Raw genomic sequence first — 18,802 nt, forward strand, 5'->3', positions numbered from 1 at the left:
GTCCAAGGGTGGTGGTGGGCGGTGTCCCCCGCTAGCGGCCGGTCCGGCGCCGCAGGGAGTCCAGCAGGTCGGTGATCCCGGTCAGGCGCAGGGGCCCGGCGAGGAGGACGACGACGAGGGCGATCGCCGCGGTTCCCGCGCCGGCCGCGGCGAGGTCGCCGAGGCCCCACCGGTCGGCGGCGCGGGCGGCCGCGTACCCGGCGGCGGCGGCCGGCAGGGCGGCGACCAGCAGCCGCAGGTGGGTGCCGAGCGCGGTGGCGGGGTCGGCTGCGGGGTCGGGCCGGCGCGGGCCGAGCCGCCGGCCGAGGACGTACGCGGTGAGGGCGAGGCCGGCGAACAGCGCGACGGTGTAGGCGGCGGCCATGCCGGTGACGGCCCAGCGCGGGGGCAGCAGCAGGTAGGCGGTGGCCGAGAGGCCGGCGTTCAGCCCGGCGATGACCAGGTTGAGGAAGAACGGGGTCCGGGTGTCGGAGAGGGCGTAGAAGCCGCGCGAGAGGACGTACTGGCCGGAGAAGGCGATCAGGCCGGGGGCGAACGCGGCGAGCATGCCGGCCATGACCTCGATGTCGGCGGCGCCGGTGCGGCCGTACCCGAAGACGCTGCCCATCACCCAGGGGGCGAGGGCGGCGAGGACCGCGGCGGCGGGGACGACGAGGGCGGCGCTGGAGCGCAGCGCGTACGACACGTCACGGCGGACCGCGGCGAGGTCGCCGTCGGTGGCGGCGGCGCTCATCCGGGGCATGAGGGCGGTCACGAGGGAGACGGTGATGATGCCCTGCGGGACGATCCACAGCTGGTAGGCGTTGCTGTAGGCGGTGTAGCCGGCGCCGCCCGCGAGTCCGGCCTCGACGGCCTGCCGGCCGGCGGTGGTGGACAGCCGGGTCACGACCCAGTAGCCGATCTGGTTGGTGAACACGAGCATGACCAGCCAGCCCGCGTTGCGCAGCGGCCGGGCCAGCCCCTGGCCGCGCCAGTCGAAGCGGGGGCGCCAGCGGAAGCCGGCGGCGCGCAGGGAGGGTATGAGGGCGAGGGCCTGGACGACGATGCCGGCGGTGGTGCCGAGGCCGAGCAGCCGGGTCTCGCCGGCGGTCAGCCCCTGCGCGCCGTGGTGCGAGAGGTAGAGGAAGAGGCCGAAGACGCCGATGATGACGAGGTTGTTGAGGACGGGGGTCCACATCATCGCGCCGAACCGGCCGCGGGCGTTCAGCACCTGCCCGAGCAGGGTGAACAGGCCGTAGAACAGGATCTGCGGGAGGCAGTAGCGGGCCAGCGCCACGGTGGTGCTCGCCTGGCTGCCGGTGTACGGGGTGTACGCGGCCACGATCAGCGGCGCTGCGAGCACGGCGGCCGCGGTGAGCAGCACGAGCGCGGCCGTGCAGGCGGTCAGCAGCCGGTCGGTGTAGGCGGCCCCGCCGTCCTGGTGCTCCTTGGCGGCGCGGACCAGCTCGGGCACGAAGACGGCGTTGAGGGCGCCGCCGACGAGCAGCATGTAGATGATGTTCGGGACCGTGTTGGAGACGGCGTACGCGTCCCCCAGCAGCCCGGTGCCGAGCGCCGCGACGACCACGGCGGAGCGGACGAACCCGGTGGCGCGGGAGACGATCGAACCGGCGGCCATGAGCGCGCCGCTGCGCAGCACCGAGCTCTTGGGTGCCGCCGCGGCGGGGGCGGCCCCGCCGGTCGCGGCGGACGCCCCGTCGGTCGCGGCGGCGGGGGCGGGGGCGGCGGCCGTCACCGGCGGGCCAGGTAGGCCTGGAAGGCCTTGTAGAGCGCCGTGTTGGCGTATCCGTCCAACGGGATCTCCCACTCTCCGAGCGTTTCGACGACGTGTCCGCCGGTACCGAGCTTCCAGCGGAGCAGTCCGAATGAGCGTTCGGCGGGGTCGAGAGTGGAGGGTACCCCGCGCATGTCGTATTCGTCCGCTCCGAGGGCGTGGGCGTCGAGCATCATGCGCCACTGCAGGGCGTTGCTGGGGCGTACCTCGCGGCGGTGGTCGGCGGAGGCGCCGGTCTGGTACCAGACCCGGCCACCGGCGGCGATCATGGTGTGGGCGGCGAGGACCTCGCCCTCGTGGACGGCGAGGTAGAGCCGCATCCGGCCCTCGGCCTCGGCGTTGAGGACCGCGTACTGCTGCTCGTAGTACGCGAGCGAGCGGCCGAGCCGGAAGCCGTCGCGCTCCTCGGTGATGCCCAGCAGCCGGTGGAACTCGGGCAGGTCGGCTGCGGTCCCGAGGACGGTCTGCACCCCCGCCTTCTCGGCCTTGCGCACGTTGCGCCGCCACTCCTGGTTGAGCCCGGCCCACAGGTCGTCGACGGAACGGCCGGCCAGCGGCACGCGGAAGACGTGGCGGGGCTGGGCGTCGCCGTCGTCCTCGCCTCCGCAGCGCCGCCAGCCGCGGGAGCGCAGCCGGTCGGCGAGCGCGGCGCCGACCGGGTCGACCTCGGTGGCCAGGACGTCCGACAACTGCCTGCCGGGCCCGGTGGCGACCTTGAGGGCGGCGGCGTCCCAGCGGCGGTAGGCGGGGCTGGGCCCGATCCGCACGGCGAAGGCGCCGGCCGCGCGCAGGTGGCGCAGCAGGGGGGTGAGCCAGCGGTCGAGGTGCGGGTCGGACCAGTCGGCGACGGGGCCCTCGGGGAGATAGGCGAAGTATTTGCGGGTGCCGGGCAATTGGCGGTACAGCACGAGCGCGACCCCGGCGATTTCCCCGTCGGGGTGGTGCCATCCGACGGTTTCCGAGCGCCAGAGGTCCTTTACCCCTGCCCAGGACGGGTACTGTAGAAAGCTTGCATTCCGGTTCTGGGAAAGGAAGGAGCGGTACTCGGCCGCCGACAAGGAGCGGAACTCCAACTCCCGGTTCCGGTCATGGCTCCGGCCGCGCTCCCGGCCCTGGTTCCGTTGCTGGTGGTGGGCGGGGGTGGCGAGCAGTGCGCACACGGCGGATCGGCCTTCCTGTACGTCCGGGGCGGTCGCACAGGACTCTCACAGGAATCCGTGACGGATCTGCACGGCGTTTGTGACCGGACGATGACCGTTTCGCTGCGGTGCACGTCACAAGAACGAAGACCGATCTTTTCTGCGGATTGCGCAACCTAGAGTCGCCCTGTCCGCATCTCCATTTGCGGACGACCGTTGCTTTGGAGGGGTTTTCGTTGAGCCGCACACGCCGTTACGCACACCGCCGTCACGCCCTGCTGGCGGGCACCGCACTCATGGCCGCAGCGCTGACCGCCTGCACGGGCGGCGCCGACGGCGGCGACAAGGCCGACGGCAAGGCGGACCCGAAGAACAAGCCCGCCATGGCGATCTCCGTGAACCTCACGGGCGACCAGGCCAAGCCCGGCGAGCCCGTGAAGGTGACGCTCGCCGCGGGCAAGTTCGCCCAGGTCAAGGTGTCCGACGGCAAGGGCGGCGAGCTGCCCGGGAAGATAGCCGACGACGGCCGGACCTGGACCTCGGAGCGCAACGCGGCACCGGGCACGGACTACAAGGTCGAGGCCCAGGACACCGACAGCCAGAGCGCGAGCGCCCAGTTCAAGACCGCGGCCGCGGACAAGGTGAACAAGGTCACGATCAACCCCGGCAAGGGCGGCACGGTGGGCGTGGCCCAGCCCGTCTCGCTGGTCTTCGACAACCCGGTGAAGAACAAGGCCGAGGTGGAGAAGCACCTGAAGGTCACCACCTCGAACAACACCGAGGGCTCCTGGGGCTGGTTCAAGGACTACACCGGCAACGACCGGGTGGACTGGCGGCCGAAGGACTACTGGAAGTCCGGCACCGAGGTGAAGGTGGAGATGAGCCTGAACGGCGTGGACTCCGGCCAGGGCGGCGGCTACTTCGTCCGCGACTACGACACCAACTTCAAGATAGGCAAGGACCGCCGGCTCCAGGTCGACCTCGACAGCAAGAAGATGTCGGTGGTCGAGGACGGCCAGACGGTGAAGTCGATCCCGGTCTCGGCGGGCACGCCCGGCGGCAAGAAGGCCTCCTGGTCCGGGAAGATGGTGCTGATGACCAAGGAGGGCACCATCCGGATGGACTCCCAGACCGTGGGGCTGGGCGACTCCTACGACAAGATGGTCGACTCCTCGATGCGGGTGACCTGGTCGGGCATGTACATCCACGCCGCTCCGTGGAACGCCGGCAACTTCGGTCGGGCCAACGCCAGTTCCGGCTGCGTCGGCATGAGCGACGCGGACGCCAAGTGGCTGTTCGACTCCTCTCAGATCGGCGACGCCGTCGAGGTCACGGGAAGCGGCTCCAAGGGCAAGGCGGACATCGGCAACGGGTACGGGGAGTGGAACCTGTCCTGGGACGAGTGGAAGACCAAGAGCGCACTCAACGGCGCCACCCAGAACGGCTGACCGGGGACGACGCCGCCGCCCCGGCCGGGGCGGCGGCCGGAGTCGGCGCAGCCACCGGACCACACCGACCCGCCCCGCGCTGCACTGGACTGGGCTGCACTGGACTGCACCGAGAATTCGATCAATCGTTACCAGTGCGTAACTTACTGACGGGTTACCTCAGGTAAGCAACTCCCGTTACCGTCGGGTCACTTCCACACGGCGCATTCGAGGAGCCCCCGATGGTCCGCACCCCCACTGCGGCGGCCGTGGCGGCCGCCCTGACCGTGGCCGCCCTGGGCCTGACCCCCCAGCCGGCCCGGGCGGCGGCCCCCGCCCCCGCCGGCTCCCCGGCCGCCACGGCCGCGGCCTCGCCGGACCTGACCTTCCATGACATCCCGGGCTCGGGCGGCATCACCCTCAAGGGCAACGTGTTCGCCCCCGCCGACGCCACGGCCGGTCGGACATACCCGCTGATCGTGCTGCCCGGCAGCTGGGGCATGCCGCAGATCGAGTACGTCGCCCAGGCGAAGCAGCTCGCCGACTCCGGCTACGTCGTGGTCAGTTACGCCTCCCGCGGCTTCTGGCTCTCCGGCGGGCAGATCGAGGTGGCCGGCCCGCCCGACGTCGCCGACGTCTCCGCCGTCATCGACTGGGCCCTGGCCCACACCCCCGCCGACCCCGGCCGCATCGGCGTGGGCGGGGTCTCGTACGGGGCGGGCATCAGCCTGCTCGCCTCCGCGCACGACCCGCGCATCACGACCGTGGTGGCGCTCAGCGGCTGGGCCGACCTCATCGAGTCCATCTACTCCGGCCGCACCCAGCACCTCCAGGCGACCGGCCTCCTCGGCGCCGTCGGCCGCGCCACCGGCCGCCCCGGCCCCGAACTGGACCGGATCCTCGACGACTTCATGAACTCCCGCCTGGACCGGGAGCAGGAGATGATCGAGTGGGGCCGGGTACGCTCGGCCTCGGAGCAGGTGGACCGGATCAACGCCCACGGCACCGCGGTCATGCTGGGCAACGCCTGGGGCGACACCATCTTCCCGCCCAACCAGTACGCCTCCTTCTTCGAGAAGCTGAAGGGGCCCAAGCGGCTGGAGTTCCGCCCCGGCGACCACGCCACCGCTGAGGTCACGGGCCTGTTCGGCCTGCCCAACGACACCTGGACCAACGCCCGCCGCTGGTTCGACCGCCACCTCAGGGGAGAGCGCAACGGGGTGGACACCGAGGCCCCCGTGCAGATCAAGTCCCGCAGCGCCGGCGGCTACGAGGGCTACGCCGACTGGAAGTCGGTCGGCGCGGCAGCCACCGAGAAGCTGGCGCTGAACGACACCGAGCACCTGTTCACCGGCGTCAACACCGGGGCCGACGGCGGTGTCGTCCTCCTCTCCAGCGCCCTGGACCAGTTCGCCAAGATCCCGCCGACGGCCTCCATCCCGCTGCTGCCGCGCACCTTCTCCGCCGTCTGGCAGTCGGAGCGGTACGGCAGCGACCGGCACGTCCGCGGCACGGCGCGGCTGCACACCACCGTCACGCCCACCCGGTCCGACGGCACGTTCGTCGCGTACCTGTACGACGTGGGCCCGCTCGGCATCGGCAAGCTGGTCACCCACGCCCCGTACACCTTCCACGGGGCGACCCCGGGCCGCGCCTTCGGCGTGGACCTGGACCTGTTCTCCACCGCCTACGACGTCCCGGCGGGCCACCGGCTGGCCCTCGTCGTCGACACCGTCGACCCCCTCTACGCGGAGTACAACCCCTTCGGCGCCCAGCTCACCTTCACCTCCCCCGCGGCCGACCCCTCGTACGTGGCGGTCCCCCTGCGCTGAGCTCAGTGCTTGAGGATCTTGGAGAGGAAGTCCCTGGCGCGGTCGCTCGCCGGGGCGGTGAAGAACTCCTCCGGCGTGCGGTCCTCGACGATCGTGCCGTCGGCCATGAAGACGACGCGGTGGGCGGCGGACCGGGCGAAGCCCATCTCGTGGGTGACCACGACCATGGTCATCCCCTCCGCCGCCAGCTGCCGCATGACCTCCAGCACCTCGTTGATCATCTCCGGGTCGAGGGCGGAGGTGGGCTCGTCGAAGAGGAGGGCCTTGGGGTCCATGGCCAGGGCGCGGGCGATCGCCACCCGCTGCTGCTGGCCGCCCGAGAGCTGGGCGGGGAACTTCTCGGCCTGGTCGGCGAGGCCGACCCGCTCCAGCAGCTCACGGGAGCGCCGGTCGGCGTCGGTCCGGCCGCGCTTCCTGACCTTGACCTGTGCGAGCGAGACGTTGGCCAGGACCGTCCTGTGCGCGAACAGGTTGAAGGACTGGAAGACCATGCCCACCTCGGCGCGCAGCGCGGCCAGGTCCTTGCCCTCGGCGGGCAGCGGCCGACCGTCGAGGGTGATCGTCCCCGACTCGATGGTCTCCAGCCGGTTGATGGTCCGGCACAGGGTCGACTTCCCGGAGCCGGAGGGGCCGATGACCACGACCACCTCCCCGCGGCCGACGGTGAGGCTGATGTCCTTCAGGACGTGCAGCTGCCCGTAGTGCTTGTTGACGTTCCGCAGCTCGATCAGCGGTTCGACGGCCATGCCCGCCCCCTCGTTGGTGTGCCGGATCCGGGCTCAACCATCCACGCTGCGCACGGACTTCATCCGTCGACACGCCCGGGTGCGCCCGCGCGGGAGGCGGGTCCTGCCGGCGGCCGGTCCGCGGGCAGCCGGTAGTACCAGCCCTCCCGCCAGCCGAAGGGGGCGTCCACCAGGTCCTCGATGGACGCTCCGAGCAGGAGGCAGTCGAGCGCCCACTTGTTGGCCGAGTGGGAGATGAGGAGGACCCGCTGGCCGTCCCGGGAGGCGGCCAGGTCGCGGAGGAAGTCCGCGGTGGCCGCGATGACCTGGCGGTAGCTCTGGCCGCCGGGGAAAGGGGTGGCGATGTGCCGGGAGCGGCGGCCGGCCAGGTCGGCCACCGGGCGGCCGTTGAGCGCGCCGTAGTCGCACTCCCGCAGCCGCGGGTCGCGGTGCACGGGGACGGGGCTGCCGGCGAAGGCGATCCGGGCGGTCTCCACCGCCCGGTGCAGGTCCGACACGAACACGGCCGCGAGGCCGTCGTCGCGGCGGCGTGCGCCGAGCTCGGCCGCGAGGCGCCGGCCCGCCGGGGAGAGCCTGCCGGGCAGCCGGCCGGTGGCGATGCCCCGTTCGTTGTCCTCGGTGAGCGAGTGCGTCTCGAAGACGATGTCGACGGCCATCCGGGCTCCGTTCCGGTTCCGTTGCGGTTGCGGGGCTGCTGCGGCCGCGGCCGCCGTTCCGTCGCCGTCAGCCCTGGGGCTGCCGGAACCTAGATGATGCCTTCGGAGGCCTCCGCGTACGCCTGGGAGAGCTCGGGGGATCCCGTCATCGCCCAGGACACCCCGGACTCCACCACGTTCAGCTCCCGGCCCGAGGCCAGCAGGATCACCGGCTGCCCGTCGGGGCGCACCTGCCAGGTCGCGCCCGGACGGGTCCGGATGATCACCGTGCCGAGGTAGAGGCCCGCGTCGTTGCCGAGCCACGGGACGATCTCGGGGTCCCGGCGCCAGCGCGGCATCAGCTGGTCCAGCGCTTCCAAGGAGGCCGGGGTCTCGTCGAGTTCGAGTCCGGCCGCGCGGGCCTGGACGCGCAGCATCTCGCACTCCGAGAACAACTCGCTGATGCCTTCGGGATCGTGCGCGAGGGCGGCGGCGAGTCCCGCACCCCGTTCCGTGTCGTTCCGGTTGAGCCAGTGGTCCAGGAAGGGGATGTTCATGTCGCCCAGCCTGGCACCGTGGCGCCCGGCTGGCCACAGGGCGCGCCTGGATCCGGGGCTACGCGTCGAGGTCGAGGTCGACGACGACCGGTGCGTGGTCGGAAGCGCCCTTGCCCTTGCGCTCCTCGCGGTCCACGTAGGCGTCCTTGACGGCCTTCGCGAAGGGCTCGTTGCCGTAGACCAGGTCGATGCGCATGCCGCGGTTCTTCGGGAAGCAGAGCTGGCGGTAGTCCCAGTACGTGTAGGGGCGGTCGTACTTGAGCGGGCGCGGCACCACGTCCGACAGGCCGGCGGCGCGCAGCGCCTCCAGGGCGGCCCTCTCGGCGGGGGTGACGTGGGTGAGGCCGGCGAAGGCCGCCACGTCGTAGACGTCCTCGTCGGTGGGGGCCACGTTGAAGTCGCCGAGCACCGCGAAGGGGCGGGGGCCGGCGGCGTCCTCGGCCACGGCCGTGGTCAGGGCGCGGAACCAGTCCAGCTTGTAGCCGTAGTGGTCGTGCTCGACCTCGCGGCCGTTCGGCACGTACACCGACCACAGGCGGACCCCGCCGCAGGTCGCGGAGATCGCCCGGGGCTCCTGCACGCCCTCGTAGTCGGGCCCGCCGGACAGGCCCGCGACCACGTCCTCCAGGCCGACCCGGGAGACCAGGGCGACGCCGTTCCACCGGCCGGTGGCGTTGACCGCGGCCTCGTACCCCAGCTCGCGCAGCTCGTCGAAGGGGAACTGCTCGGCGGTGCACTTGGTCTCCTGGACGCAGAGCACATCGGTGCCGGAGGACTCCAGCCAGGCCAGCAGGCGCGGCAGCCGGGCGGTGATGGAGTTGACGTTGAAGGTGGCGATACGCATACCAGACAACCTACCGCCCGGCACCGACACCCGACCGGTTCCCGGCGGGCGGCGCTCAGAGGGCGGTGCTCTCCCCCGCGGCCATCCGGCCGTGCGGCGCCCCGCCCAGGTTCCCCAGGGCCGTGTCGTAGATGGGCCGGGCGATGTCGGAGAGGTAGGCGTCGTGGATGTCGATGGCGCGGACCGGCTTGACCTCGCGGACGTAGTCGATCACTTCCGCGACCTTGTTCCACGGGGCGTGCACCGGGAGCATCAGGGTCTCCACCGGTGTGCCGGGGACGGTGAGTGCGTCGCCGGGGTGGAAGAGGGAGCCGTCCACGAGGTAGCCGACGTTGGTGACCCGCGGGAGGTCCGGGTGGATCACGGCGTGCAGCTCGCCGTGCACCTGCACCTCGAAACCGGCCGCGGTGAAGGCGTCGCCGTCGCCGACGGTGTGCACGCGGCCCGGGTACGCGGGCGCCAGCCGCTCCGCGACGCTGCGCAGGGTCCACAGCCCGGCCGCGGGGTTGGCGTCGAGGGCGGCCCGCAGCCGGCCCTCGTCGAAGTGGTCGGGGTGCTCGTGCGTGACGAGCAGGGCGTCGGCCCCGAGGCCCGCGTCGGGCTCGCTGAAGGCGCCGGGATCGATGACGAGCACGCGCCCGTCCTTCTCCAGTTGGACGCAGGAGTGCAGCCGCTTGGTGAGCTTCATGATCCCAGGCTAGCGGCACGCCCCGCCCGGGCCGGGTGGTTACGGGACGGCGGTGGAGACCACGTAGACGCGGGGCTTGGCCGGGTCGGTGAGGTCGACGGTGACGTCGCGGGTGGGGCGCGGGTCGGGCTGCTCCAGGGTGATCCCGTACCAGCGGTTGGCGGCGCCCCAGCTCCAGCCGGCGACGGCGGCGTCGTGCGCGGAGATGGACACCTCGGGGGTCAGCGCCGAGCGGCTGGTGCCGAGGGAGGTGAGGAACGTGTCCAGCTCGGCCGGGGTGACGGCGAACTGCACGTACAGCCGGCTGGTGTGCCAGTTGTTGGTCTCCAGGAAGCCCACCCGCCAGGCCTTGATCGGGATGGGGACGTCGTAGATGCTGCGCTGCACCCGGGAGGGCCAGCCGGGGCGCACCTTGCTCGCGCCGACCTTGGCGGCCTTGTCGCGGCCGCTGGCGCGGCTCTGCTGGGCGGAGACGGCGAGGTAGCCGGCGGGCACGCCGACCAGCAGCAGGATGATGACGGCGGTGATCCAGCGGCGCCGGACCACGTGCTTGCGGTCCTCGGCCGGGGTCGGCGCCGCCACCTCGTCGGGGGCGGGGGCCTGGCGGGGCAGGGTGGGGGATGTCACTGCGTGTCCTGGTCCTCGGGGCGGGGGGCGGCGCGCCGGCCGAGCTGCGCGTAGCGCTCGTAGCGTTCGACGCGCCGGCGCGTGGCGCGGCGGAAGCGGCGGGCGACGAGCCTGGCGAGGTCGGCGGCGCCGACCATACCGGCCTCGGGTCCGAGCTCGGCCTTGGCGATGCGGGCCTCGGGCCGGTAGCCGCGGCCGGTGAGGTGGCGCCGGAAGGCGTCCCGGGCGGGGCCGATCAGCAGGTCGTCGGCGGCACTGACACCGCCGCCGATGACGAAGCAGGAGGGGTCGAGGGCGGCGGCGAGGTTGGCGATGCCCACACCGAGCCACTGGCCGATGTCCTCCAGGAGCTCGACGCACATGGCGTCGCCCTCGCGGGCCAGCTCGGTGATCAGCGGTCCGGTGATCTCGGGGATGTTGCCGCCGACCCTGGCGATGATGTTGTGGGCGACCGGGGAGTCGGCCGCGGCCAGCTCGCGGGCCTCGCGCACCAGGGCGTTGCCGGAGCTGTACTGCTCCCAGCAGCCGCGGTTGCCGCAGGGGCAGCGGTGGCCGCCGGGGACGACCTGCATGTGGCCGAACTCGCCGGCCACGCCGAACCTGCCCCGCTTGACCTGGCCGCCTTCGAGGATGGCGCCGCCGATGCCCGTGCCGAGGGTGATCATGACCAGTTGGTCCTCGCCGCGGCCGGCACCGAAGCGCCATTCCGCCCAGGCGGCGGTGTTGGCGTCGTTGTCGACCATGACCGGGACCGCGAGGCGGGACTGCAGGGCGTCGCGCAGCGGCTCGTCCCGCCAGGCCAGGTGGGGGGCGAAGAGGACGCGGGAGCGGTCGGCGTCGACCCAGCCGGCCGCGCCGATGCCCACGGCGTGGACGTCGTGCCGGTCGGACAGGTCCAGCACCAGCTCGACGATGGTGTCCTCGACGACCTTGGGGCTCTTGGACTTGTCGGGGGTCTCGGTGCGGATCTTCTCCAGGATCACGCCGTCGGCGTCGACGACGCCGGCCATGACCTTGGTGCCGCCGATGTCGATGCCGACGGTCGGGACGCGCGGGGCGGTCAGGTGCGACCGGCGCTCACGGGTTCCGATGGTCCGCAGGACGGTGCCCCGCGCCGACCCCCGGTGGGAGAGCGTGAAGTCCCGGTACGTGCTCATCGAGTCGTGTCGTCCCTCAGGGTGCGGTGGTGCCGTGTGCGGTGCCGTCTGCGGCGGGGTCGGATGCGGGGTGCCCGTCCGATTCTGCCACCCGCTCCAGCTCGTGGCTCAGCTCCTCCAGCTCGGAGCCGCCCGCCATCTGGCGGGTGAGCTCGTCCAGGGTGATCGAGTCGCGGGTGTGGCTGCCCGCCATGGCACCGCGCTTCAGCAGGACGAAGCGGTCCCCGACCAGGTGGGCGTGGTGCGGGTTGTGGGTGATGAGGACCACGCCGAGGCCGGCGTCGCGGGCGGCGGCCACGTACTTGAGGACCACGCCGGACTGCTTGACGCCGAGGGCGGCGGTGGGCTCGTCGAGTACGAGGACCTTCGCGCCGAAGTGGACGGCGCGGGCGATGGCCACGCACTGCCGTTCGCCGCCGGACAGGGTGCCGATCGGCTGGTCGACGTCGCGCAGGTCGATGCCCATGCGCAGCAGCTCGGTGCGGGTGGTCTCGCGCATGAGGTCCACGTCGAGGCGGCGGAAGGGGCCGCGGCCGCGGGTGGGCTCGGAGCCGAGGAAGAAGTTCCGCCAGACGGGCATGAGCGGGACCACGGCCAGGTCCTGGTAGACGGTGGCGATACCGCGGTCGAGGGCGGCGCGCGGGTTGACGAGGACGGTCTCCTCGCCGTCGATCTCGAAGGTGCCGGCGTCGTGCCGGTGCAGCCCTGAGATGATCTTGATGAGGGTGGACTTGCCGGCGCCGTTGTCGCCGAGCACGCAGGTGATCTCGCCCGCGGAGACCTCCAGGGAGACGTCCTTCAGGGCCCGGATGCTGCCGTAGAACTTGCTGACGCCGGTCAGCTTCACGAGCGGCGTGCCGGTGTTCTCCTGTGGCGTGTTCATGCCCGTGCCTCCGCCCGCTTGCGGACCCATGCGTTGAGCAGCACGGCCAGCAGCAGCATCGCGCCCAGGAAGAACTTGAACCAGTCCGGGTTCCACTGGGCGTACACGATGCCGTTGCTGGTCATGCCGAAGATGAAGGCGCCGACGGCCGCGCCGATCGCGGAGCCGTAGCCGCCGGTGAGCAGGCAGCCGCCGATGACGGCCGCGATGATGTACAGCAGCTCGTTGCCGACGCCCTCGCCGGACTGGACGACGTCGTACGAGAAGAGGATGTGCTGCCCGGAGATCCAGGCGCACAGGGCGACGCCCATGTACAGGCCGATCCGGGTCTTCACGACCGGCACGCCGACGGCGCGGGCCGCGTCCGCCGACCCGCCGACCGCGAAGACCCAGTTCCCGGCGCGGGTGCGCAGCAGGATCCAGGTGGCGACGGCGACCAGGGCGATCCACCACAGGACGGTGACCTTGAGGGTGACCTCGCCGACGGTCCACTGGGAGGCGAAGAGCGCGCGGGCCGAGGGGAAGCCCTCCATGTCGGAGATGCTCTTGGTGGAGACGGTGCCGCTGATCAGCTTGGTGAACCCGAGGTTGAGGCCGGTCAGCATCAGGAAGGTGCCGAGCGTGATGATGAAGCTCGGCAGCTTCGTGCGGGTCAGCATGAAGCCGTTGAAGAAGCCGATGGCCAGGGTCACCAGCAGGGACACCCCGACGCCGACCCACACGTTGGCGGTCATCTGGTAGCTGAACATCGAGCTGACCAGGGCCGCGGTGGTGACCATGACGCCGGCGGAGAGGTCGAACTCGCCGCCGATCATCAGCAGCGCCACCGGGACCGCCATGATCCCGATGGTGGAGGCCGCGTACAGGACCGTGCTGAGGCTGGAGGCCTGCAGGAAGCTGGGGGCGGCGAACGAGAAGAAGACGAAGACGGCGGCGGCGCCGACGACCGCGCCCAGCTCGGGGCGGCCGAGCAGGCGGCGCAGCAGGGAGGTGGGGGCGAGCCGCTCGTCGCCGGAGCGGCCCGGGGCCGGCCCCGGGCCGGGGGCCGGAGTGGGGGCGAGCGCGGTCATCGGCTGCCCCGCTTGACGTACTCCTCCAGCTTGGCGGCCTCGGCGCCGGTCACGATCTGCGGACCGGTGAGGACCGGGCGGCCGCCGCCGAGCACGTCGGCGTTGTAGCGGTAGAGCCACAGCAGGTCGACGGCCTCGTAGCCCTGGAGGTAGGGCTGCTGGTCGACGGCGAAGCCGAGGGCCCCGGACTTCAGGTCGCGGGCGACGGACTCGTTCAGGTCGAAGGTGTCCACCTCGGCCTTGCTGCCCGCGGCCTCCTTGGCCTTGACGGCGGTCGGCGCGAAGGGGGCGCCGAGGGTGAGGATCGCGTCGACGGACGGGTCCGCCTGGAGCTTCGCCTGCACGGCGGCCTGGACGGAGGGCATGTTGGTGCCCTCGACGTACAGGTTCTCCATGGTGCCGCCGAAGGTCTTCTTCGCTCCGGCGCAGCGCTGCTCGTGGCCGACGTTGCCCTGCTCGTGCAGGACGCAGACGGCCTTGGTGCGGCCCCGCTTGGTCAGCTCGGTGCCGACGGCCTCGCCCGCGACCTGCTCGTCCTGGCCGATGTGGGTCAGGGCGCCGTACTCCGCCGACTGCGCGGAGCCGGAGTTGACGGTGATCACCGGGATGCCGGCCTTGACGGCCTTGCCGATGACGTCCTTGAGGGCCTCGGGCTTGGCGAGGCTCACGATGATGCCGTCGGCCTTCTGGTCGATGGCGTTCTGCACGAACTGGGCCTGCTGCTGCGCCTGGTCGTCGTGGGCGTAGACGAAGTTGATGTTGTCCTTGGCGGCGGCCTCCTTGGCGCCCTTCTGGACGATGTCCCAGAAGGTGTCGCCGTCGCCCGCGTGGGTGATCATCGCGAAGGTCCAGCGGGGGGTGGACACGGCGGGCCGTCCCGCCGCGGCGGCCTTCGCCCGCTCCTCGGCGCGTTTGCCACCCGTGCTGCTGCAGCCCGCGAGGGAGGCCCCCAGCACCGCCGCGAGCACGGCGCCCACGACGCGTACCCCTGTCCCTGTCCTGGCCACGTCTGCGTGCCCCTCCCTCGTGCCGCGCTCTTGCGCGCGGCGTCGTGCTGCGCGCCGCTCTTCTGCGTCCGCCGATGTCAAAGCGGTCATTCCGGTTTCAGCCGCCCAGTATCCGCCACAGTGGCGCATGTGAGGTCATCGGGGGCTTCCCGACGCCCCGCGACCGCCCGCCACCGTCATGCGGATTGACAGCCTCCGCCCGGCGGGCCAGGTTGAGTGCATGCGCATCGGGCTGATCGGAACGGGCCGGATCGGCTCCTTCCACGCGGCCGCACTGGCCCGCCATCCGGACGCCGGCTCGCTGCTGCTCGCCGACGCCGATCCCGCGCGGGCCGCACGGCTCGCCGACCGGCTGGGAGCCACGGCCGCGCCCTCCGTGGACCACGTCTTCACCTGGGGCGTGGACGCCGTCGTCGTGGCCTGCTCCACCGACGGGCACGCCGAGCTGGTGCTGCGGGCCGTCCGCGGCGGGCTGCCCGTCTTCTGCGAGAAGCCGCTGGCCGCCGACCTGCACCGGACCCTGGCGGTGCTCCGCGAGGTGGCCGCCGCGGGCGGGGTGCTCCAGCTGGGCTTCATGCGCCGCTTCGACGCGGGCTACCGCACGGCGCGGGAGCTGGTGCGCTCCGGAGCGCTGGGCCGGCTGCACACCGTGCGGACCATGACCGCCGATCCCTCGCCGCCGTCCGCCGCGTACCTGGCCGGCTCCGGCGGCCTGTACCGGGACTGCCTCGTGCACGACTTCGACATGATCCGCTGGGTGACCGGGCGGGAGGTGACGGAGGTGTACGCGACCGGCTCGGACGCCGGCCCGGCGCGGTTCCGCGAGGTCGGTGACGTGGACACCGCGGCGGCCGTGCTCGTGCTGGACGACTCCACCCTGGTGACGTGCACGGGCACGCGCCTCAACGGGGCCGGGTACGACGTGCGGATGGAGCTGGCCGGGGAGCTCGACCAGGTCTCCGCCGGGCTGGACGACCGCACGCCGATCGCCTCGACGGAACCGCACGGCCCGCCCCCGGCCCCCAAGCCGTGGTCGGGGTTCCTGGAGCGGTTCGGACCCGCGTACGAGGCAGAGCTCGCGGCCTTCGTCCGGCTGGTGCGCGGCGAGGGCCCCAACCCCTGCGACGGCCGGGAGGCGCTGGCCGCGCTGAGGGTGGCCGAGGCCTGCGAGCTGTCGCGGCGGGAGCGGCGCCGGGTGGCCCTGGCGGAGCTGCCGGACCTGTGAGGGTCGCGCCCGTGACGGCCGGAGCCGTGACGGGCCGAGCCTGGACGGCCGGACGGGTGCGGGCATGGCGCGCGGCTACCAGCGCACCGGCAGCCGGGTGACGCCCCGCATCAGGCTGCCTCCGATCCAGGACGCAGGCCCCGCCTCCGGGTCCTCGGCCAGGTCGGGGAAGCGTTCCAGCAGGCCGCGGATCGCGATGCGGCCCTCCATCCGGGCCAGCGGGGCGCCGAGGCAGAAGTGCAGGCCGTGGCCGAAGGCGAGGTGGCCCTGCGGGGCCCGCCGGATGTCGAAGACGTCCGGGTCGGGGAAGCGGTCCGGGTCGCGGTCGGCGGCGGCCAGCGAGACCAGGACGGTGGCCCCGGCCGGGACGGTGGTGCCACCGATCTCCACGTCCCGGCGGGCGTAGCGGAAGGTGGCGTTCTGTACCGGGCCGTCGTAGCGGAGCATCTCCTCGACCGCCCCGTCGAGCAGGCCCTCGTAGTCGGCGCGCAGGTCGGCGAGCTGGTCGGGGTGGGCGAGCAGGGCCCGGACGCCGTTGGCGACGAGGTGGACGGTGGTCTCGTGGCCGGCGACCAGCAGCAGGAAGGCCATGCCGATCAGCTCGTCCGGGGAGAGCGAGTCGCCGTCCTCGTCCCGGGTCCGGATCAGGGCGCTGAGCAGGTCCTCGCCGGGCTCCTCGGCCTTGCTGGCGACGAGCTCCCCGAGGTACAGGCCGAGCTCCCGGTGGGCCCGGGTGTCCGGGGTGTCGCCCGAGGGGGCGACGACCTCCTTGGACCAGTAGGAGAACCGGGCCCGGTCCAGGTCGGGTACGCCGAGCAGCTCGCAGATCACCGTCATGGGCAGGGGGAAGGCGACGGCCTCGACGAGGTCGGCGGTGCGCTGCGGGCGGGCGGCCATCGCGTCGATCAGCTCGTCGGTGACCCGCTGGACGCGGGGGCGCAGCGCCTCGACGCGGCGGGCGGTGAACTCCCGGGCGACCAGGCGGCGCAGCCGGGTGTGCCGGGGCGGGTCGGACTCCAGCATGTTGAGGTTGGCCGCGGTGCGCGCGACGTCCGGCAGGCTGCTGCTCCAGTCCTTGGACAGGTCCGGGTGGTTCAGGGCCTGCCGGGCCTCCTCGTGGCCGACGACGATCCAGCCGGGCTCGTACGCGGGCGCCGACACCCCGACCGGGTGGACGGGGCCGGCGGCCCGCAGCCCGGCGTAGAAGGAGTACGGATCGGCCTGGAAGTCCGGGGAGTTCCCGCTGATGTCCGGTTGAGGCATGTGGCCACCCTACGGCGGCAGTTGATCCAACGACCCGGCGCTTTCCGGTCACTCCGCGGGGCCGGCCGCGGCCTTTCGGGAGGCTGCCGGGTCGGTGGCGCGGCGGCCCCAGGCGGTGCCGGCCAGGATCAGGGCGGCGCCGGCGAGACCGGCCGGGCCGAGCTGCTCGCCGCCGAGCGCGATGCCGGCGGCGGCCGCCCACAGCGGTTCGGTGCCCAGGAGCAGGCTCACGCGGGAGGGCGAGGTGCGGCGTACGGCCCACATCTGCACGAAGAACGCGAACAGGGTGCAGCAGATGGAGAGGAAGACGAGTCCGGCCCAGTCGGCGGGGCCGAAGGCGGCGGCCGCCGCCCAGGGGGTCGCGCCGGTGCCGGGCAGGGCGGCCAGGGCGGCGAAGACCAGGACGGCGGCGCCGAGCTGAACGGCGGTCAAGGACAGCGAGTCGGCGTCCCGCACCGCCGGCATCCGGGCCGTGAGCAGGACGTTCACAGTCCGGGCGAGGGCCGCCCCGAGGATCAGCAGGTCGCCGGCGCCGGGCGCGGTGAACCCGGCGCCCTGCGTCAGCAGCACCACCCCGGCGACGCAGAGGCCCGCGGCGGCGAGGAACGCCCCGGAGGGGGCGCGGCGCCGGAGGGCGGCCTCGGCGAGCGGGGTGAAGATCATGGTGAGGCTGATGATCAGGCCGGCGTTGGTGGCCGAGGTGTGGACGACGCCGTACGTCTCCAGGACGAAGATCCCGCCGAGTACGAGGCCCAGCAGGCCCGCGCCGCGCAGCTGGCGGCCGGTGAGGCCGCGCAGCCGACGCCACCCGGCGACGAGCAGCACGGGAAGGACGAGCGCGAACCGCAGGACGAGCACGGCGATCACCGTGTCGGCGGCGGTGATCCCCTTGGCGGCGAGATAGCTCCCGCCCCACACCGCGGCGACGGCCAGCACGGGCAGGTCCGTGAGACGGGCGAGGCGGGTGGCGCGACCGGAGGCGGGGGCGGCAGCGGCGGCGCGGCGGTCGAGGAGGGGGGAAGCGGTCACCGGCGGTCGTCTCCAACGGCTGGGGGCGGGTGGAGACTTCGGTGGCTCGCACGGGGCGGCCCCACCGTACCGGAGCCCGATCGCGCCGGTCGATCACTTTGCGGGCGGGGGCGGGGCCGGGACGGTGCGGCGGCGGGTCGGTGCCGGGCGGGGCGGCGGGACCGGCCGACCGCCCGCCCACCCGCACCGACACCCGTCCGTCCGCGTCAGTCGAAGGTGCCGAAGGCGGCGCGCCCCGTCGGCCGGTAGGTGTGGATGGCGATCCCGTTCGGCGTCGTGCGCGAGGCGACCAGCTCGCAGGCAGTCGGCAGCCCGCCGGTCGGGAACAGCCGCTGCCCGCCGCCCAGGTAGACGGGGAACACCATCAGGTGCATCTCGTCCACCAGGTCCCGCGCCAGCAGCCACTGCGCGAGCAGCCCGCTTCCGTGCACCTGGAGCTCCCGGTCCTCCCCCAGGGCGTCCTTGACGCGCACGATGTCGCTCTGCATCTCCTCCCCGTCGATGACGGTGGTCCCGGCCCACGCCGGGTCCTTGAGGGTGGTCGAGGCCACGTACTTCGGCAGGCCGTTCAGCCGGCTCGCGATCTTGTCCGCCGGGTCCGTCTTCTGCGGCCAGTACGCGGCGAAGATCTCGTACGTCCGGCGCCCGAGCAGGAACGCCCCGGCCCGGTCGAAGTTCTCCTCGACGAACTCCCCCGCGGCGTCGTCGAAGAACGGCACCACCCAGCCGCCGCAGGCGAAGCCGCCCCGGCGGTCCTCGTCCGGCCCGCCGGGTGCCTGCATCACGCCGTCGAGGGTGAGGAAGGTGGTGAGGGTCAGCTTGCCCATGGCTCTGCGCTCCTGGATCGCGGTCGGTTGCGGCTGCCTGCTGGGGGCCGCCGATGCACCGGTTCAGACTCC

18 protein-coding genes are annotated in these 18,802 nt (G+C 72.9%); 3 read left to right on the plus strand and 15 right to left on the minus strand.

The features are described 5' to 3' along the window. Positions 1 to 31: 31 nt before the first annotated feature. Both murJ and ACSHWO_RS07345 read right to left on the minus strand, forming a co-directional pair. On the minus strand, positions 32 to 1,735 hold the full coding sequence (gene murJ / locus ACSHWO_RS07340) for a murein biosynthesis integral membrane protein MurJ (RefSeq protein WP_438310559.1): 1,704 nt from the start codon (positions 1,733 to 1,735) through the stop codon (positions 32 to 34). After that, complete coding sequence (locus ACSHWO_RS07345; RefSeq protein ID WP_438318974.1) at positions 1,732 to 2,847, minus strand: lipid II:glycine glycyltransferase FemX; 1,116 nt, start codon at positions 2,845 to 2,847, stop codon at positions 1,732 to 1,734. The genes murJ and ACSHWO_RS07345 overlap by 4 nt, the downstream gene beginning before the upstream one ends. A 302-nt stretch (positions 2,848 to 3,149) precedes the next feature. Here ACSHWO_RS07345 and ACSHWO_RS07350 point away from each other — a divergent pair, with 302 nt between their 5' ends. Beyond that, complete coding sequence (locus ACSHWO_RS07350) at positions 3,150 to 4,361, plus strand: L,D-transpeptidase (RefSeq protein WP_385804950.1); 1,212 nt, start codon at positions 3,150 to 3,152, stop codon at positions 4,359 to 4,361. A gap of 221 nt (positions 4,362 to 4,582) precedes the next feature. After that, positions 4,583 to 6,172, plus strand: a complete 1,590-nt coding sequence (locus ACSHWO_RS07355; protein WP_438310562.1) for a CocE/NonD family hydrolase — start codon at positions 4,583 to 4,585, stop codon at positions 6,170 to 6,172. Positions 6,173 to 6,174: 2 nt separating this feature from the next. Here the strand turns inward: ACSHWO_RS07355 and ACSHWO_RS07360 are convergent, their stop codons facing one another. From ACSHWO_RS07360 to ACSHWO_RS07405, 10 genes are all read right to left on the minus strand, one after another. Further along, entirely contained in the window at positions 6,175 to 6,918 is a 744-nt protein-coding gene (locus ACSHWO_RS07360; protein WP_438310565.1) for an amino acid ABC transporter ATP-binding protein, read from the minus strand. A gap of 59 nt (positions 6,919 to 6,977) precedes the next feature. Then, positions 6,978 to 7,574, minus strand: coding sequence for a histidine phosphatase family protein (locus ACSHWO_RS07365; RefSeq protein ID WP_438310568.1), 597 nt, complete (start codon positions 7,572 to 7,574; stop codon positions 6,978 to 6,980). Positions 7,575 to 7,663: 89 nt separating this feature from the next. After that, positions 7,664 to 8,110: a DUF6278 family protein gene (locus ACSHWO_RS07370; RefSeq protein ID WP_361091833.1), complete on the minus strand. Its 447-nt coding sequence runs from the start codon at positions 8,108 to 8,110 to the stop codon at positions 7,664 to 7,666. A gap of 58 nt (positions 8,111 to 8,168) precedes the next feature. Next, positions 8,169 to 8,954 carry an exodeoxyribonuclease III gene (locus tag ACSHWO_RS07375; protein WP_361091830.1) on the minus strand — a complete coding sequence of 262 codons (786 nt, stop codon included), beginning with the start codon at positions 8,952 to 8,954 and terminating at the stop codon, positions 8,169 to 8,171. 55 nt (positions 8,955 to 9,009) lie between these two features. Beyond that, positions 9,010 to 9,642 carry an MBL fold metallo-hydrolase gene (locus ACSHWO_RS07380; RefSeq protein ID WP_385804955.1) on the minus strand — a complete coding sequence of 211 codons (633 nt, stop codon included), beginning with the start codon at positions 9,640 to 9,642 and terminating at the stop codon, positions 9,010 to 9,012. Positions 9,643 to 9,681: 39 nt separating this feature from the next. Then, positions 9,682 to 10,269 carry a hypothetical protein gene (locus tag ACSHWO_RS07385; protein WP_385804956.1) on the minus strand — a complete coding sequence of 196 codons (588 nt, stop codon included), beginning with the start codon at positions 10,267 to 10,269 and terminating at the stop codon, positions 9,682 to 9,684. After that, positions 10,266 to 11,426 (minus strand): ROK family glucokinase, encoded by a 1,161-nt coding sequence (locus ACSHWO_RS07390; protein ID WP_438310572.1) that lies wholly within the window; start codon positions 11,424 to 11,426, stop codon positions 10,266 to 10,268. Before ACSHWO_RS07390 ends, ACSHWO_RS07385 begins: the two co-directional genes overlap by 4 nt. Positions 11,427 to 11,442: 16 nt before the next feature. Next, positions 11,443 to 12,309 carry an ATP-binding cassette domain-containing protein gene (locus ACSHWO_RS07395; RefSeq protein WP_438310575.1) on the minus strand — a complete coding sequence of 289 codons (867 nt, stop codon included), beginning with the start codon at positions 12,307 to 12,309 and terminating at the stop codon, positions 11,443 to 11,445. After that, the gene (locus tag ACSHWO_RS07400) at positions 12,306 to 13,379 is read right to left on the minus strand and encodes an ABC transporter permease (protein ID WP_438310577.1); all 1,074 of its coding nucleotides are present in this window, start codon (positions 13,377 to 13,379) and stop codon (positions 12,306 to 12,308) included. The genes ACSHWO_RS07395 and ACSHWO_RS07400 overlap by 4 nt, the downstream gene beginning before the upstream one ends. Further along, positions 13,376 to 14,356, minus strand: coding sequence for a sugar ABC transporter substrate-binding protein (locus ACSHWO_RS07405; RefSeq protein ID WP_438310580.1), 981 nt, complete (start codon positions 14,354 to 14,356; stop codon positions 13,376 to 13,378). The genes ACSHWO_RS07400 and ACSHWO_RS07405 overlap by 4 nt, the downstream gene beginning before the upstream one ends. 250 nt (positions 14,357 to 14,606) lie before the next feature. On the opposite strand from ACSHWO_RS07405, the gene ACSHWO_RS07410 reads away from it, so the two are divergent. Further along, a complete protein-coding gene (locus ACSHWO_RS07410; protein WP_438310582.1) occupies positions 14,607 to 15,611 on the plus strand; it encodes a Gfo/Idh/MocA family protein in 1,005 nt (334 codons plus the stop codon). A gap of 75 nt (positions 15,612 to 15,686) precedes the next feature. Here ACSHWO_RS07410 and ACSHWO_RS07415 read toward each other — a convergent pair whose 3' ends face one another. The 3 genes from ACSHWO_RS07415 to ACSHWO_RS07425 all read right to left on the minus strand — a co-directional run bounded on the left by ACSHWO_RS07415 (position 15,687) and on the right by ACSHWO_RS07425 (position 18,730). Further along, complete coding sequence (locus tag ACSHWO_RS07415; protein WP_385804960.1) at positions 15,687 to 16,874, minus strand: cytochrome P450 family protein; 1,188 nt, start codon at positions 16,872 to 16,874, stop codon at positions 15,687 to 15,689. A 48-nt stretch (positions 16,875 to 16,922) separates the two neighbouring features. Then, on the minus strand, positions 16,923 to 17,903 hold the full coding sequence (locus tag ACSHWO_RS07420) for a DMT family transporter (RefSeq protein ID WP_438310584.1): 981 nt from the start codon (positions 17,901 to 17,903) through the stop codon (positions 16,923 to 16,925). Between the two features lie 206 nt (positions 17,904 to 18,109). Beyond that, positions 18,110 to 18,730 (minus strand): dihydrofolate reductase family protein, encoded by a 621-nt coding sequence (locus tag ACSHWO_RS07425; RefSeq protein WP_438310586.1) that lies wholly within the window; start codon positions 18,728 to 18,730, stop codon positions 18,110 to 18,112. Positions 18,731 to 18,802: the final 72 nt, after the last annotated feature.

This window comes from Streptomyces pallidus (ex Mingjun et al. 2026) (assembly GCF_051550185.1).
Classification (GTDB): domain Bacteria; phylum Actinomycetota; class Actinomycetes; order Streptomycetales; family Streptomycetaceae; genus Streptomyces.

Bases quoted from the DNA above. Each gene is read 5' to 3' on its own strand.
- ACSHWO_RS07380 (WP_385804955.1), bottom strand. From the start codon at position 9,642: ATGAAGCTCACCAAGCGGCTGCACTCCTGCGTCCAACTGGAGAAGGAC.
- ACSHWO_RS07415 (WP_385804960.1), bottom strand. From the start codon at position 16,874: ATGCCTCAACCGGACATCAGCGGGAACTCCCCGGACTTCCAGGCCGAT.
- ACSHWO_RS07395 (WP_438310575.1), bottom strand. From the start codon at position 12,309: ATGAACACGCCACAGGAGAACACCGGCACGCCGCTCGTGAAGCTGACC.
- ACSHWO_RS07355 (WP_438310562.1), top strand. From the start codon at position 4,583: ATGGTCCGCACCCCCACTGCGGCGGCCGTGGCGGCCGCCCTGACCGTG.
- ACSHWO_RS07425 (WP_438310586.1), bottom strand. From the start codon at position 18,730: ATGGGCAAGCTGACCCTCACCACCTTCCTCACCCTCGACGGCGTGATG.
- ACSHWO_RS07360 (WP_438310565.1), bottom strand. From the start codon at position 6,918: ATGGCCGTCGAACCGCTGATCGAGCTGCGGAACGTCAACAAGCACTAC.
- ACSHWO_RS07400 (WP_438310577.1), bottom strand. From the start codon at position 13,379: ATGACCGCGCTCGCCCCCACTCCGGCCCCCGGCCCGGGGCCGGCCCCG.
- ACSHWO_RS07375 (WP_361091830.1), bottom strand. From the start codon at position 8,954: ATGCGTATCGCCACCTTCAACGTCAACTCCATCACCGCCCGGCTGCCG.
- ACSHWO_RS07410 (WP_438310582.1), top strand. From the start codon at position 14,607: ATGCGCATCGGGCTGATCGGAACGGGCCGGATCGGCTCCTTCCACGCG.
- ACSHWO_RS07390 (WP_438310572.1), bottom strand. From the start codon at position 11,426: ATGAGCACGTACCGGGACTTCACGCTCTCCCACCGGGGGTCGGCGCGG.
- ACSHWO_RS07370 (WP_361091833.1), bottom strand. From the start codon at position 8,110: ATGAACATCCCCTTCCTGGACCACTGGCTCAACCGGAACGACACGGAA.
- ACSHWO_RS07365 (WP_438310568.1), bottom strand. From the start codon at position 7,574: ATGGCCGTCGACATCGTCTTCGAGACGCACTCGCTCACCGAGGACAAC.